Annotated in this window: 14 protein-coding genes, 1 tRNA gene and 1 pseudogene; 13 read left to right on the top strand and 3 right to left on the bottom strand. The window is 73.5% G+C overall.

Annotated features, from left to right (window positions below):
* Positions 1-299: 299 nt before the first annotated feature.
* Positions 300-1289 carry a 2,3,4,5-tetrahydropyridine-2,6-dicarboxylate N-succinyltransferase gene (dapD, locus tag IE260_RS10035; protein ID WP_189870175.1) on the top strand — a complete coding sequence of 330 codons (990 nt, stop codon included), beginning with the start codon at positions 300-302 and terminating at the stop codon, positions 1287-1289.
* A 56-nt stretch (positions 1290-1345) separates the two neighbouring features.
* On the opposite strand, the gene IE260_RS10030 is transcribed toward dapD, so the two are convergent.
* Positions 1346-1534: a hypothetical protein gene (locus IE260_RS10030; RefSeq protein ID WP_189870174.1), complete on the bottom strand. Its 189-nt coding sequence runs from the start codon at positions 1532-1534 to the stop codon at positions 1346-1348.
* A gap of 166 nt (positions 1535-1700) precedes the next feature.
* Between IE260_RS10030 and IE260_RS10025 the strand changes: the two genes are divergently transcribed.
* Positions 1701-1931, top strand: a complete 231-nt coding sequence (locus IE260_RS10025) for a hypothetical protein (RefSeq protein WP_189870173.1) — start codon at positions 1701-1703, stop codon at positions 1929-1931.
* On the opposite strand, the gene dapA is transcribed toward IE260_RS10025, so the two are convergent.
* The gene (gene dapA / locus IE260_RS10020) at positions 1916-2836 is read right to left on the bottom strand and encodes a 4-hydroxy-tetrahydrodipicolinate synthase (RefSeq protein WP_189870172.1); all 921 of its coding nucleotides are present in this window, start codon (positions 2834-2836) and stop codon (positions 1916-1918) included. The two genes, IE260_RS10025 and dapA, sit on opposite strands and share 16 nt — an antisense overlap.
* An 87-nt stretch (positions 2837-2923) precedes the next feature.
* Here dapA and lipB point away from each other — a divergent pair, with 87 nt between their 5' ends.
* The 6 genes and pseudogenes from lipB (at position 2924) to IE260_RS09990 (ending at position 6541) form a co-directional block, all read left to right on the top strand.
* Positions 2924-3559 (top strand): lipoyl(octanoyl) transferase LipB, encoded by a 636-nt coding sequence (gene lipB / locus IE260_RS10015; RefSeq protein ID WP_229880603.1) that lies wholly within the window; start codon positions 2924-2926, stop codon positions 3557-3559.
* A gap of 66 nt (positions 3560-3625) precedes the next feature.
* Positions 3626-3826, top strand: a complete 201-nt coding sequence (locus IE260_RS10010) for a hypothetical protein (RefSeq protein WP_189870489.1) — start codon at positions 3626-3628, stop codon at positions 3824-3826.
* The gene (locus IE260_RS10005) at positions 3823-4515 is read left to right on the top strand and encodes a hypothetical protein (protein ID WP_189870170.1); all 693 of its coding nucleotides are present in this window, start codon (positions 3823-3825) and stop codon (positions 4513-4515) included. The genes IE260_RS10010 and IE260_RS10005 overlap by 4 nt, the downstream gene beginning before the upstream one ends.
* A 55-nt stretch (positions 4516-4570) precedes the next feature.
* A complete protein-coding gene (locus IE260_RS10000) occupies positions 4571-4990 on the top strand; it encodes a phage holin family protein (RefSeq protein WP_189870169.1) in 420 nt (139 codons plus the stop codon).
* Positions 4987-5409: pseudogene (locus tag IE260_RS09995) on the top strand (DUF3618 domain-containing protein); the annotation flags it as partial. The gene IE260_RS10000 and the pseudogene IE260_RS09995, both read left to right, overlap by 4 nt.
* 427 nt (positions 5410-5836) lie before the next feature.
* Positions 5837-6541 (top strand): antibiotic biosynthesis monooxygenase, encoded by a 705-nt coding sequence (locus IE260_RS09990; RefSeq protein WP_189870167.1) that lies wholly within the window; start codon positions 5837-5839, stop codon positions 6539-6541.
* Positions 6542-6565: 24 nt separating this feature from the next.
* Here IE260_RS09990 and IE260_RS09985 read toward each other — a convergent pair whose 3' ends face one another.
* Positions 6566-8392: a DUF8508 domain-containing protein gene (locus tag IE260_RS09985; protein ID WP_189870166.1), complete on the bottom strand. Its 1827-nt coding sequence runs from the start codon at positions 8390-8392 to the stop codon at positions 6566-6568.
* A gap of 275 nt (positions 8393-8667) precedes the next feature.
* On the opposite strand from IE260_RS09985, the gene IE260_RS09980 reads away from it, so the two are divergent.
* The 5 genes from IE260_RS09980 to IE260_RS09960 all read left to right on the top strand — a co-directional run bounded on the left by IE260_RS09980 (position 8668) and on the right by IE260_RS09960 (position 14868).
* Positions 8668-10098, top strand: coding sequence for a hypothetical protein (locus IE260_RS09980; protein ID WP_189870165.1), 1431 nt, complete (start codon positions 8668-8670; stop codon positions 10096-10098).
* 518 nt (positions 10099-10616) lie between these two features.
* Positions 10617-12068 (top strand): alkaline phosphatase PhoX, encoded by a 1452-nt coding sequence (locus IE260_RS09975; RefSeq protein WP_189870164.1) that lies wholly within the window; start codon positions 10617-10619, stop codon positions 12066-12068.
* A tRNA-OTHER gene (locus tag IE260_RS09970) sits at positions 12061-12186 on the top strand. The genes IE260_RS09975 and IE260_RS09970 overlap by 8 nt, the downstream gene beginning before the upstream one ends.
* Before the next feature lie 357 nt (positions 12187-12543).
* Entirely contained in the window at positions 12544-14127 is a 1584-nt protein-coding gene (locus IE260_RS09965) for a TROVE domain-containing protein (RefSeq protein ID WP_189870163.1), read from the top strand.
* Between the two features lie 93 nt (positions 14128-14220).
* The gene (locus tag IE260_RS09960) at positions 14221-14868 is read left to right on the top strand and encodes a GntR family transcriptional regulator (protein ID WP_189870162.1); all 648 of its coding nucleotides are present in this window, start codon (positions 14221-14223) and stop codon (positions 14866-14868) included.
* The last annotated feature ends 1 nt before the right edge of the window (position 14869 follow it).

Genomic DNA, 14869 nt, shown 5'->3' with positions numbered 1-14869 from the left:
ACCCGCAGTCGCGTATGGCGGGAAGGGGACGTGTCGGGGGGTGTCCGCCCGCAGCGGTTGGCGCGTCGACGCCGGTCAGTTGGTGACCGACCGATTCCGCGCGGTTCCGAGGACGGACACCCCCCGGCGCGGCCCCGACCCACCACACCACGGACAGCGCTACGCGCACCCCCACCGCACCCGCACAGGCCGCCGCAGGCATCCCGCCCGAGCGCCGCAGGCACCCGCCCCCTCCCGGCACGTGAGATGGTCCGCCGACCGGTTCGCTCCCGGCGCCCCCGGGCGGTTAAGTTGCCACCATGACCGACACGACTGCTCCCCGCACCACCGGCGCCGTTGCCGCCGGCCTCGCCACGATCGCCGCCGACGGCACCGTCCTCGACACCTGGTACCCGGCCCCCGAACTCTCCGACGCGCCCGGCCCGTCCGGCACCGAGCGGCTCTCCGCCGAGCGCGCCGCGGAGCTGCTCGGCGGCGGCGCCACCGCGGCGGTCGGTCCGGACACCCGTCGCGGCGTCGAGGTGGTCGCGGTCCGTACGGTCATCGCCTCGCTCGACGAGAAGCCGGTCGACGCCCACGACGTCTACCTGCGTCTGCACCTGCTCTCCCACCGCCTGGTCAAGCCCCACGGCCAGAGCCTGGACGGCATCTTCGGCCACCTCGCCAACGTCGCCTGGACCTCGCTCGGCCCGGTCGCCGTCGACGACATCGAGAAGGTCCGCCTGAACGCCCGCGCCGAGGGCCTGCACCTCCAGGTGACCTCCATCGACAAGTTCCCGCGCATGACGGACTACGTCGCCCCCAAGGGCGTCCGCATCGCCGACGCCGACCGCGTCCGTCTCGGCGCGCACCTCGCCGAGGGCACCACCGTCATGCACGAGGGCTTCGTCAACTTCAACGCGGGCACGCTCGGCTCCTCCATGGTCGAGGGCCGCATCTCCGCGGGCGTGGTCGTCGGCGACGGTTCGGACATCGGCGGCGGCGCCTCCACCATGGGCACGCTGTCCGGCGGCGGCAACGTGATCATCTCCATCGGCGAGCGCTGCCTGATCGGCGCCGAGGCGGGCGTCGGCATCGCGCTCGGCGACGAGTGCGTCGTGGAGGCGGGCCTGTACGTGACCGCCGGCACCCGCGTGACCATGCCCGACGGGCAGATCGTCAAGGCCCGCGAGCTGTCCGGCGCCTCCAACATCCTCTTCCGCCGCAACTCGGTCACGGGCGCGGTGGAGGCCAGGCCGAACAACGCGGTGTGGGGCGGCCTGAACGAGATCCTGCACAGCCACAACTGACGGACACCGCCCCGAGTGCCCTCCCGACGGCCCGTACAGGCCCGTCGGGAGGGCACTCAGCGCTTCAGGGCCCGGTACCGCCGCAGCAACGCGGTGATCCTCGCCTGGTCGGCCGCCCCGTTCAGCTCGGTCAGGAGATCGTCGGGACACAGTTCGTAGAGGTCGCCCCACCAGCGGCGCCCCCGGTTGTCCCAGATCCGGTAACCGCCCGGTACGCCCCGGGCCACATAGCGTCTTCTGCTCACCGCAGGACCGTAGGCGGGCGCCGGCGGACCCGCCACCCCATCAGGGGGGCCGTGAGCCGCCCGCGCACGTACGGATGACTCCGCGTGACCTCGCGGTGGTCCCGGCGGATGAACAGGTGGACGCAGAGTCCGATCAGACGCCGATCCGACGAGACGAGGGGCTGGTATGACGAACGAGCGGGCGAGGGCCGTGGCGCGTTGGCTGACCGGGGCGGGCGCCGCGGTGCTGGTGTGCTGGCTTTCGGCGGGGAGCGCGCACGCCGACGAGACCACCAACGGTTCGCACAACGGCCCCCGGGTCGGTCTCCTCAACGTCAACGCGGGCCAGATCGACGACCCCATGGAGGACGTACTGGAGCACACATTGCTGCTCGGCGACGGCTACACCTGGAGCTGACAGCTGTCGGCGAGCAGATCCTCGTACGCCCTCAGCAGCCCGTCGGCCGTCTCACGGCCGGCGGGCCGCAGCGGCGCGCGGACCGGCCCCGCGGGCAGGCCCAGCGCGCCCAGCAGGGCCTTGGCGGTGACCGTGCCCGGCAGGCCCGCCGCCATCATCAGCTCGATGAGGGGCAGCGCCCGCCGCTGCAGCCGGGCCGCCCGCCCGGTGTCGCCCGCGTCGAAGGCGTCGAGGACCGCCCGGAGCCGGTCCGGTACGACGTTCGCGACCGTGCTGACGTAGCCCGCGGCACCCACCGCGTACAGGGCGAGGATCTGTTCGTCGCAGCCGGCGTAGTACGCGAGATCCGTGCGGGACAGCACCTTCTGCGTGCCGAGGAGGTCGTAGGAGCAGTCCTTGACGGCCACGATCCGCGGGTGCCCGGCCAGCCGGACGATCGTGTCGGGTTCGATCCGGGTGCCGGTGCGGCCCGGGATGTCGTAGAGCGCGAGGGGCAGTCCGCAACCGTCCGCGACCTGCCGGAAGTGCGCCTCCAGCGCGTCCTGCGGGGGCTTGCTGTAGTACGGCGCGACCACCAGCAGCCCGTCCGCGCCGGCCTTCTCGGCGGCCACGGCCAGCTCCACGGTGTGCCGGGTGTCGGACGTGCCGACCCCGGCGAGGAGCGCGGCCCGGTCCCCCACCGCCTCCCGCACCGCGGTGACCAGCGCCGCCTTCTCGGCGTCCGAGGTGGTCGGCGACTCGCCCGTCGTACCGGACAGCACCAGGCCGTCGCAGCCCCCCGAGACCAGCCGGTCCGCGAGTCGCTGGGCGCCGTCGAGGTCGAGGGCGCCGGTCTCGGTGAAGGGCGTGACCATGGCGCAGAGGGCGCGGCCGAAGGGAGGTGAGGGGCGGTCGTCCGTCGTCATGGGAGTAGTCTCGGCCGGGTGATCGTGTAGCTCCACTTAATTCTTCTACGAGGTATCCATAAGTGATGCTGAGATATGGGGGTGGCTGTGACCGGCATCGAGCGACTCGACCTCGGGGAGGTCCCGTACGAGGAGGCGGTGGAGGAGATGGCCGACTGGGTCGTCCGGCGCCGTGCGGGGCGGATCCGGGACCGGCTCGCCCTGCTCACCCACCCGCCGGTCATCACCTACGGCTCCCGCACCCCGCCCGCCGAACTCCCGGCCGGCCCGACCGTCCCCCTGGTCGCCGTCGACCGCGGCGGTCAGGCCACGTACCACGGGCCCGGCCAGCTCATCGGCTACCTGGTGCTGAACCTGCGCGAGCGCGGCCCCGGCGACATCGTGCGCTGGGTGGAGAACGGGCTGATCGACGCCTGTGCGGCGCTCGGATTCGAGACCGTGCGCCGCGACACCCCGCCCGGTGCCCAGTCACTGGTGGGGGTGTGGACGCCCGACGGCCGCAAGCTGGTCTCGATCGGCATGCGGATCCGCGGGGGCGTCACCAGCCACGGTTTCGCCCTGAACATCAACTCGGACCTCGTGGAGTTCACCCGGTTCACGGCCTGCGGCCTGCCCGACGTCGCCATGACCTCCCTCGCCGAGCTGGCGGCGGAGGCGGGCCGGCCCGCGCCCTCCGAGAAGGAGGTCAGGGACGCGGTGGCCCAGGCGCTCGGAGCGCGGTAGGCGCCGGTCCCCGGGCCGTAGGCCGCCGGCGAGGCCCTATGTCCAAGGCGGCCCCCGTGGGTCACCATGGTCTGGACGGTCATCGACACCACGTCATGGTCCACGGTCATGGGAGGCGTCATGAAGCTCGGCAAGGCACTCGCCACCGGAGTCGCCGAGGAGCGGCCCGAGGTCCGCGAGCCGGAGTTCCACGAGGAGGAACTCCGGCTTCCGCGGACCGTGGAGCCCGCGGCCTCGGTGCCCGAAGAGGTCCCGGCCGCCCGATGAGGCTGCGGCTCCCGGAGGAACGCCCGACGGAGCCGCCGACCGGTTACAAGATCGCCCACGCGGTGCTGTCCCAGGACGGCACCCGGGCCGCCTTCACCGGTGTGTCGCTGGGCGGTGCGCTGCCGTACGGGGTCCTGGCCGACGCGTCCTGCGTCTACGGCCTGCGGCACCGGCCGCCGCACCGCCGCTGCGACTGCGGCTTCCACTGCGTGCACGACCGTACGGCGGCCGAGGCGCTGCTGTGCACGGCCGAGCACCGCACGGCCGTCCTGCTGGAGGTCGCCGTCCTGGGCGCCTACATCCGCTTCGAGCACGGCTTCCGCTCCGCCCGCCAGCGGGTGCGCACCGCGACCGTCGGCCCCTGCGCCTGCGGCGCACGCGCGGCGGCGCTGGCCGACGCCGGCTGGGGAAGACCCGGCTGGCGGGCACTGGCCCCCTCCTGTACGGGCTGCCTGCGCGGCCGCACCTCCGTGCCGCTCGCCTCCTACGCGCGGCTCGCCGGGGACGGGCTGCGCGTGGTGGCCGGCGCCGGTGCGGCGGGGGCCGAGGGACTCGGGGTGCCCGAACTGGCGGCGGAGGCGGCACTGTTGCAGGCCCGCCTCGACTGGTTCCAGACCCAGCTGGTCCGGCTCGGCGACCGCGAGGGCGGCGGCGGTGCCCGCGGAGGCGGCGCAGGAGGGCAGGGGTAGCGGGGGCCGGCCAGGGGTACCCGGGGTGTTCCTGACCGAGAGGAGGCGGAACACCGTGACCGGGACCATGCACACCAGGCCCGTGCACGACGAGCACCACTCCGTGGGCCAGCTCGTCGGCCAGGCCACCGAACAGCTCTCCCGGCTCGTACGCCAGGAAGTGGCCCTCGCCAAGCTGGAGCTGGCCGAGAAGGGGCGGCGCGCCGGACGCGGCGGCGGACTGCTCGGCGCCGCCGGCGCGATCGCCTACGTCGGCGTGTTCGCGCTGGCCGGATCGGCCGCCGCGGCGCTCTCGCTGGTGCTGCCCGTCTGGGCCGCGGCGCTGATCGTGACGGCGGTGCTCTTCGTGGTCGCGGGCGTGCTGGCCGTGATCGGCCGCGCCCAGCTCCGCCGCGCCGCACCCCCCACGCCCGAGGTCACCCTCGGCAGTGTCAGGGCAGACGTGGACGCGATCAGGGAAAGGGCGCACCGATGACGAACGACGCGACGAGCGGGGACGGCACGAGGCCCGGCTCGACCGCCCGGCCGGGCGGCGGGGCCAAGGGGCCGGACGAGCTGCGGCAGCAGATCGAACAGACCCGCAGCCAACTCGGCGACACCGTGGAGGAGCTGGCGGGGAAGGCGGATGTGAAGGGGCGTGCGAAGGCCCGGGCCGCCGATCTCAGGGACAAGGCCGGTGCCATGTCCGTGCAGCTGCGCAGCTCCGCCGCCCAGGCCGGTCACACCGTGCACGACAAGGCGAGCCGGGCGGGGCACACCGCCGGGAACGGCGTGCCGGAACGGATGCGCGGCGCGGCGCGGTCGGGGCTCAGGCACCCGGGCCCGGTACTGGCCGTCGGCGCGGCGGCGAGCGCGGTGGTGGCGGCGGGCGTGCTCAGCCGCCGGAGCCACGGGCACCGCATGACGGCGGGCATGCTGCGGGGGCGGAGCCAGGGACATCGCCTGACGGCGAACGTGCTGCGCGGCCGAAGCCAGTGGCACCGTATGACGGCGGGCGTGCTGCGGGGCCGTAGCCACTGGTACCGCTGAGGCGGCCGGCCCTCGGACGGGCCTGCGGAGGGGCCCCCGACGCCGGGGGCCCCTCCGCAGGCCGAGCGCACGGCGTGCCCCCGCCGGCCGGCCTTGGGGGCGCGAGCCCGTGGGCCGACGACGCCCGCCCGAAGCCCGCGAGCCGGCGGGCGGCGACCGGCGACCACGACCGGTGTTCGCGGCCCTCTTCCACGGGCGCTCGGACAGGGGTCCGAAGAGCACTTGACCTCAATCTTGGTTGAGGTCGGAGGGTGGTGTCCGTACCCGACGCCCAGCGACAGTGGAGGCCGGCATGACCCGCCGTACCGACGCACACCCCGATCTCGTCCACCCGGACGTCCAGGCACCCTTCTTCAGCACCTGGCGGGTCGGCACCCCCGAGCGGCAGCGGCGGACCGTCGAGGCGATCGCCCGGACCTGGGAGCGCCGCCCCTGGCCCGCCGACGACCTGCGGAGCTACCACGTCTACACCGGACACGACGGCAGCACGCTGCTGCACCACTCGCAGTGGGCGAGCGAGCAGGCGTACGAGGCGTTCGTCAGGACGCACCGCCAGGACCGCGTCGACGAGATCGACACGGCCGTGCCGGGCATCGAACGGCTGGGCCTCGGACGGTACCGGCACTACCGCAGCGGCACCCGCCGGGACGGGGCGGTCCCCGTCACGGGCTGCATCGTGATCGTCGACGTCGAGTTCGAAGGACCCGACCCCGAACGGCAGCGCGCCTGGGTCGACGCGGTCTTCGAGGCCCTCGAGAGCGAGCCGGAGCCCCGTCCCGGCGGCATCTCCGCCCACTTCCACCTCAGCACCGACGGCACCCGGGTCCTCAACTACGCGGAGTGGGAGAGCGCCCAGGCCCACATCGACGCCCTCTCGGCGCCGGGCGACGGCATCGGCTCGGCGACAGCGCAGTGGGAGCGGGTGCAGAACTGGCCGGGGCTGAAGAGCAGTTCGGTCAACCGCTACGACCACGCCCTCGGCCTCGTGCCGGGCTGAACCCGCTCCCCGGCGGGCCGCCGGTTACGGACGGAACCGCAGCACCTGCGGGTCGTGGTCGCTGATCTGGTCGTGGAACTCGGCGTTGATGTGCACGCTGTCGTAGGACAGGTGGCCGCCGTGCCGGATCGACGGGCTGACCAGGATCTGGTCGAGGACCTGGCTGTTGCCCTGGTAGACGTAGGAGTAACGCTCGCTCCGCGGAAGCGACTTGACCGCCGACCACAGCGCGCCGTCGTCCTCCAGGATCCGGGTGGTCCCGGAGAACTCGAAGTCGTTGATGTCGCCCAGGGCGATGACATCGGCGTTCTTCTGCGCGCCGAGGATCTCCTTGACGAAGGTGTTGACCGCCTCCGCCTGCAGGTGGCGCTGGGTCTCCGAGCTGCGCGCCGGCGGCTGGTACTGCGCGGTCAGACCCTGGTCGCCGCCCTTGGAGTTGAAGTGGTTGGCGATGACGAAGACCGTCCGGCCATCGAAGACGAACTCGCCGGCCAGCGGCTTGCGGCTGTCCGCCCAGGCGGGGTTCGCCGGGTCCACGCGGCCGGGGGAGAGCGTCAGCGCGGCCTTGCCCCGCACCTTCGTCACGCCCGTGGCGGTGGTCGCGTCGCCGCCGCTGCGGTCGGTGAAGGAGACCCGCTCCGGGTTGAACAGGAACGCCTGGCGGATGTTGCCGCCGGGCTGGCCGCCGTCCTCGCCGTCGGCCGGGTCGATGGAGCGCCAGTCGTACCGGGGGCCGCCGGCCGCCACGATGGCGTCGATCAGCTTGCCCACCGTCCGGCCGGCGGCCACCGTGCCGTCGTCCGTGGCGCCGTTGTCGTCCTGTATCTCCTCCAGCGACACGATGTCGGGGGAGGACAGGTTGTGCACGATCGCGGCCGCGTGCGCGTCGAAGGTGTCGTCGGACGGGTCGAGGTTCTCGACGTTGTACGTCGCCACCGCCAGCTCGTCGCGCGCCTGCTCGCGGGTGGTCTCGCGCTCCAGGCCCCCGCTCCTCAGCGTGCCGATCCCGCCCGCGACCAGCGTGTATCCGCCGTACTGGTTGTAGTCCAGCGGGCCGGTGGTGGCGCCGGCGAGGGTGTCGCCCACGTTGGCGTCGGGGAAGTCGGCGGGCTTGCCGAGGGACTGGATCTGCAGCCGGCCGGTGTTCTGGGAGTCGTAGGTGCCGTAGACCGTGCCGCCGCGGCGGTTCGCGTTCTCCCAGGGCTTCACCGTCACCCACAGCTCGGTGTACGGGTCGGAGGCGCCGACCACGCGGGCGTCGGCGACCTGGACGTTCATGCCCTCCAGGGACTCGTAGTAGTCCAGGGCGTAGGTCGCCGGACGGAGCGGCAGGGCGTTGACCGAACCGCCCGCGGCGGGGTCGCCCGCGGGGGCGTACGCGCGCGGCACGGACCGGGCGGAGACGACCGCGGCGGCCGGGACCGCGTTGCCGGTGGAGACCACGGTGACCGTCGGGCGGGTGATCTCGGTCAGCGACTGGTTCCCGGAGGAGGTGCCGCCGGGGACGTACTCCGAGACCGTGCCGGACACGGTGACCGCGTCGCCGACGGCGACCTTCGGGGTGGAGCTCGTGAAGACGAAGACGCCCTCGCTGGTGGCCGGGTCGGCGTCCGGCTGCGGATCCTGGATCCAGAAACCTCTGGAGGAGCCGTAGCCGCGGACGCCGGTGACGATTCCGGCCACGTCCGTGACCTGCCGGCCGGCGTACGGGGACGTCCGGGTGGTGCCCTGGATGTCGTGGACGCGCACGGCGTCGGCGTGCGCGGGCGAGGTGAGGACGACGGTGGACGCCGCGGAACAGACGGCGGCGACGGTGAGCGCGGCGAGGCGCGCGGAGGACTTGCTGGCCAACGGATCCCTCCGGGGACGTGACGAAGCGCCGGGACGAGGGTGGGGCTAGGGGCAGGAGGGATTCAGGTGTACTGAGTGAACACTTGTCCCCCCGCTTTCTACGCGCGTCAATCTCCTGCCTGGTCAGGCCAGTTGTCAAGGTTTCGGCCATGTACGGCGATCGACGAGGAGATGAACCGGGCGGCATGGGTGGAAACCCGTCTAGGCTGAGCGGCTGAGCCGTACGGCGCCCGGATGGCCGTACGGCCGACGAGGCGCGCGAGGAGAAACAGCAGATGTCAGACAGCTCCACCCTGCCGCCCGCGCGGCTGCGCCCCGAAGCGGAGCTGGCCCGCGATGCGTTGTCCACCCCGTTGCTCTCCCGGGCCGCGCGGCTCGCCCGCTGGGCCGGCCCCGGCACCCGCGTGGACGCAGGGGGCGGGCTCGTCGAGGAGCAGCTGCCCGCGGCGGCCGAGGTGCTCGGGCTGAGCGGGGACGACGCCGCGGCGTACGCGAGCGAGGCGTGGCGGGTCGCTGTGGACACCGGGCTCGTCGAGATCACCGACGAGGAGGCGGGCACGGTCGCGGCGGGCGAGGACCTCGCCCTGCTCACCGGCGGCTCCCCGCAGGACGTGCTCGGGGTGTGGCTCGCGGCCCTGGAGGCGGTGCTCGCCGACGCGAGTGTGCCCGACCTCGGCGGCCTGGTCGACGCGATGGCGGAGGGCGAGGGCGAGCTCGACCTGTCGTCCCTCGACTGGGACCCGGAGGCCGAGGCGGAGTTCCTCGACGGGGTGCTCGGCAACCTGTACGTGCTCACCGCCGGTGAGGACGGTCCCCAGGGCGCCCCGGTGCCGCTGCCCGCGCTGGCCGCCTCCGTCCTCGTGCCGAGCGACATGGGCGAGCCCACCAACGACGTCCTGGAACAGGTGTCGGACGCGATGATGCGGCTGGACGACCAGTTCCGGTTGCTGGAGCCGTCCGGCCTCGTCGAGTACCAGCCGGTCGACGAGGCCCTCATGGCGGAGGCCGAGGAGGAGCCCGCCGCCCCCGTCGACGAGACCGACGTCTCCCGCTACGGCATGGTGCGGCTGACCCCGCTCGGACTGTACGGACTGCGGGCCCGGCTGCTGGAGGCCGGGTTCACCGCACCGGCCGTCGGGGACCTGGCCGACAAGGGCGCCGACGCGCTGCTCGACGGCACCGCTCCCTACCCGCCGGCAGCCGCCCACGCCGAGACCGAGCAGTGGCTGGCCCGCCGGGAGCCCCTCGCCGCGGCGCGCGAACTGCTGGCCGCGGCGCGCGGCTCGGACGCCGGCGCGCCGCTGCGGCGGCTGCGCTGCCAGCAGGCGCTGTCCCTGGTCGGCGCCGAGGCCGAGCCCGCCCTGCGGGAGGTCCTCGACGACGCCGAACTCGGCGGGCTGGCCCGGGTCTGGCTGACCGAGCACGGTGCCCGGGACGTGCCCGCGCCGCCGGAGACGATGGTCTTCTGGCTGACCATCGACACCCTGGCCGCACAGCTCGCGGCCGAGGGCAACTCCGAGGAACTGCGCGCCCTGGTGCAGGGACTGGCCCGGCAGCACAGCGGCTTCTTCGACACCGTCTGGCGGGTCGAGCACCCGGCCACCGCGGACGTCCTGGAGGCGATGGGCCGGCTGCATCCGGACAAGAAGATCGCCAAGGAGGCCCGCAAGGCGGCCTTCAAGGCCCGCTCCCAGCACGGGACCTGACCTGACGCCACGGGGGCCGGTGGGCTGCGGGGGTGCGGTGCGTGGGGCCGGTGGTCGTGCTGGCCGGGGGTGTGCGGTGGCATCGTCGCGGGCGGGTCGGCCGGGTGACGTCGCTGGGGGATGTGACCCCGGCGCGACAGGGGCGCGGTCCACTGCGGAGTGCGGCACATGGGCGCGCGTTCGATGGCCGGACCACCCGGGGTGCGCGGCGGCACCGTCGTGAGCGGGTCGGCCGGGAGCGACCGGAGTGGGCCCGGTGGTGTCGTCCGGTCGGCGCAGGGCGGGCGTGAGCCGGACGGGTGGAGGGGCGAGCGCCGTCCGGCCGAGGCTCGCGCGGGTGCGTCCACGGCAGGACCTGGAGGGGCCCGGGCGTCACCGGGCGGGCCCCGCCCGGATTCACGCAAGCGAGCCGGGAGAGGTCGTCCTGCGTTCAACTCGCGTTCAGGCATGAGCGGGACGGTGACGCCGGACCGAAGCCCGTCACCCTCCACGGAACGCCCACCGTCACAGGAGACACCATGTCGCTCACCCGCAGGGACTTCGCCAGACGATCCGCGCTCACCGGCGCCGGCGTCGCGCTGGCGGGCAGCGTCGGCGCCCTCGCCTCCGCCCCGAACGCGCTGGCGTCCACGGACACCGAGAGCGTCGGCGAGGACCACGGTTCCGGGCACGCCGGGGTCGGCTACGGACCGCTGCTCCCCGACCCCGACGGCATCCTCGCCCTGCCCGCCGGCTTCCGGTACGAGATCATCACGTACTGCGGCCGGACCCGGCTGGAGTCGGGCGAGTTCACCCCTTCCAACCACGACGGCACCGCCACCTTCGACGGCCCGCGCGGTTCCACCCTCCTGGTCAACAACCACGAACTGGGCGGCCCCCGCGCCGACTGGCCCCACCCCGTCCCGCTGACCGAGGGACTCGTCTACGACCCGGCCGCCTCCGGCGGCTGCACGGTCGTCGAGGTCCGCCCCGGCGGCCACGTCGCCGAATGGGTGGGCATCGCCGGCACGTCCACCAACTGCGCGGGCGGCAGCACCCCGTGGGGTACCTGGCTGACCTGCGAGGAGACCGAGGACAAGGCCGGCGAGGAGGGGATGACCAAGGACCACGGCTACGTCTTCGAGGTCGACCCCGAGGACCGGCGGGCCAACCGCGACCCCGAGCCGGTCAAGGCGCTCGGCCGCTACGCCCACGAGGCCGTCGTCGTCGACCCCAAGCGGGGCCACCTCTACCTCACCGAGGACGCCTCCGGCCCCAACGGCTTGCTCTACCGCTGGACGCCGCCGGAGGGCTTCCGCCACGGCCGCGGCCGGCTGCGCACCCTCGCCGACGACGCCGGGCGCCTCGAGGCCTTCAAGTGCTTCGACTCCGGCGGCAGGTTCGTCGACGACCTCTCCCGCGCCACGAAGACCGGCACCGTCTACGGTGTCGACTGGATCGAGGTCCCCGACCGCGACGCGCGGACCGTCTCCGTGCGCAAGCAGTTCACCGCCGGACAGGTCACCCGCGCCCGCAAGCTGGAGGGCATGTGGTGGGCCGACGGCGGCGCCTACATCGTCTCCTCCTACGCCCGTGACGAGAGCCCCGGCCGGCCGCACGACGGCCAGGTCTGGTTCTACGACCCGAAGCGCCGCACCCTCACCCTCAAGGTCCTCCTCGGCGTCAACCCCGACCCGTCGGCGGACGGTGCCTTCGACGGCCCCGACAACATCACCGTCTCCCCGTACGGCGGCCTGGTCATCGCCGAGGACGGCGACGGCGTCCAGCACCTGTTCGGTGCCACCGACAGCGGGCGCACGTACCCCATCGCCCGCAACGAGCTGAACATCGGCACCGAAGAGGAGCCCGAATACAGCGAGTTCACCGGCGTCACCTTCTCGCCCGACGGGCGGACCCTGTACGCCAACATCCAGGACCCGGGCATCATGCTGGCCGTCACCGGCCCCTGGAAGCGGCAGAAGCGCCGGTGATTAAATCGTTCGCTCGCCCCGCGACCCGCCGCCTAAGGTAATTCTCGTCCAGGTGCGAAGGCAGGACCTACTTCCACTGATAATGGGGCGGTCGCGGGTTCGAGTCCCGCCACCGGCACAACGCGCCGGTGTAGCTCAGGGGTTGGAGCACCTTGTCGGTTCCGCCGACCTGAACTCTGGACACCGAAAACTTCATGCACCTCCCGGTGCGCGGGCTGCGGCTACTTCTTCTCTCAAAAGAATCCGATGCCGCCGCCGACTTGATCTCGGGAGGCGCAGCAGATGGCAGGGTGCCCGGTGCGCAGGCAGCGGTTACTTCCCTTTGTCCGGACGGTTGCGGGTTCGACTCCCGTCACCGACTTCGGGTCGGTGTAGCTCAATCGGCAGAGCATCCGTATGTTCCCGTCGCCGATCCCGACCTCGGGCACCTGCCATGTGCCACGCCTCCCTCCGGACGAATTCGGGGGAATTCATCATGGCGCGATTCAACATCAGGGGCGCGAAGGCGCAGCCCACCTCGCGCGTGACGTCGACCGGGCGCGTACTGCGCACCCACGAGGGCGGCCGGGGCCGTGAGCGCGACGCGCGCTCCGAGCTCTTCCTCCTCGCGGTCGGCAACTTCGTGTCGCAGCAGACCTTCTACGAGACCGGCGCCGACCGCGACGACCGGTTCGCCACGCTCGTGCGCGAGCTCGCCGTCACCGACCCGTCGTGGACGGCCGGCCTGCTCGGCTGGCTGCGCGGCGAGGGCAACCTGCGCACCGCCTCGATCGTGGGCGCCGCCGAGTACGTCAAGGCCCGCCTCGACGCCGGAGCCACCGACGGTCCGGCCAACCGGCAGGTCGTCGCCTCCGTCCTCCAGCGGCCCGACGAGCCCGGCGAGCTGCTCGCGTACTGGACGGCGACGTACGGGCGTGCCGTGCCCAAGCCGGTCAAGCGGGGCGTCGCCGACGCCGTACGGCGGCTCTACCACGGCAAGTCGCTGCTGAAGTACGACACCGCGTCCAAGGGGTACCGCTTCGGCGACATCCTCAACCTGGTGCACGCGGCGCCGGACCCGGACAAGCCGTGGCAGGGCGAGCTGTTCCGGTACGCCCTCGACCGCCGGCACAACCCGGACACCGCGGTGCCGCCCGCCTCGGTCCGTGTGCTCACCGCGCACCGTGAGCTGATGGCGCTGCCCGTCGAGGAGCGGCGGGCGGTCGTCACGGCGCCCGACGGGGCGGAGCGGCTCGCGGCGGCGGGCATCACCTGGGAGATGCTGGCGGGATGGCTCCAGGGACCGATGGACCGGGCGGCCTGGGAGGCCGTGATCCCGTCCATGGGCGCGATGGCGCTCGTCCGCAACCTGCGCAACTTCGACGAGGCCGGCGTGTCCGACGAGGTCGCGGCCCAGGTGGCGGCACGGATCAGCGACCCCGCCGAGGTGGCGCGTTCGCGGCAGTTCCCCTTCCGCTACCTCGCCGCGTACCGGCACGCGCCGTCGCTGCGCTGGGCGTACCCGCTGGAGCAGGCGCTCGGGCACTCGCTGGCCAACGTGCCCGCGCTGCCCGGCCGCACGCTGGTCCTCGTGGACCGTTCGGGCTCGATGTTCTACTCGCGGATGTCGGACCGCTCCGAGCTCAACCGGGCCGACGCCGCGGCGGTCTTCGGCACGGCGCTCGCGCTGCGGGCGGCGGAGGCGGACCTCGTCGAGTTCGGTACGTCCAGCAACCGCGTGCAGTACCGCAAGGGCGAGTCGGTGCTGAAGATCCTGGGGCGCTTCGGCGACCTGGGCGGCACCGACACGACCGAGGCGGTCCGCCGGCACTACAGGAAGCACGACCGGGTACTGATCGTCACCGACGAGCAGTACGCGTACAACCGGCACGGCGACCCCACCGAGCAGGTCCCGCCGCACGTGCCGGTCTACACCTGGAACCTCGCCGGTTACCGGGCGGGCCACGGCCCGTCGGGCAGAGCGAACAGGCACACCTTCGGGGGCCTCTCGGACGCCGCCTTCCGGATGGTCCCGCTGCTGGAGGGGGCCCGGGACGCCGACTGGCCCTGGGCGGCCTGAGCCGGGCCCACCGGCCACCACGGCCCGCACCCGCGCGCACGGGTGCGGGCCGCACCCTTGTCCGCAGCAGAACTGGTATCTAACATTTCAGTCGTGGAGGCCATCCGACCCGTACCCCGCACCCTGCTCAGGGACCGCGCCTACGAGGCCATCCGGGACGCCATCGTGGCCGGGGAGATCGAACCCGGCGCGGTCGTGCGGGACGCCGACCTGGCCGAGCGCCTGGGGCTGTCCCGGGCGCCGGTGCGAGAGGCGTTCTCCCGGCTCGTGGACGAGGGCCTGCTGGAGAGCAAGCCGCAGAGCTACACCCGGGTCACCCCGGTCGTGGCCGCCGACGTGCGCGACGCCGCGGCCGTCGTCGGCGCCATGCACGAACTGGTCACGCGCGTCGCCGTCCCCCGGCTCCGGGAGGCGGACCTCGACGAGATGCGCGCGGCCAACGAGCGGTTCGCGGCGGCCGTCCGCGCGGGCGACGTCGACGGTGCCCTGCGCGCCGACGACGCGCTGCACCACGTCCTCGTCCGCGCCGCCGGAAACCGGGCCGCCGCGGCCACCGTCGCCCGCTACACCCCGCTCATCCGCCGGCTGGAGCGCCGCCGCTTCGGCGAGGGTGGCACCTGCCGTTCCGCGGGGCTGCACGAACAGCTCATCGGGGCCTGCGCGGCCGGTGACACGGAGGCGGCGCTCCGTGTGACGGCGGACATCTGGCGCGGCCTCGAAGAGCTCGCCGACCCCGACTGAA

This window comes from Streptomyces viridiviolaceus, from assembly GCF_014650995.1.
Lineage (GTDB): Bacteria > Actinomycetota > Actinomycetes > Streptomycetales > Streptomycetaceae > Streptomyces > Streptomyces viridiviolaceus.
The sequence above is the reverse complement of the archived record's forward strand: the minus strand, read 5'-3'. Positions and strand labels throughout refer to the sequence as shown.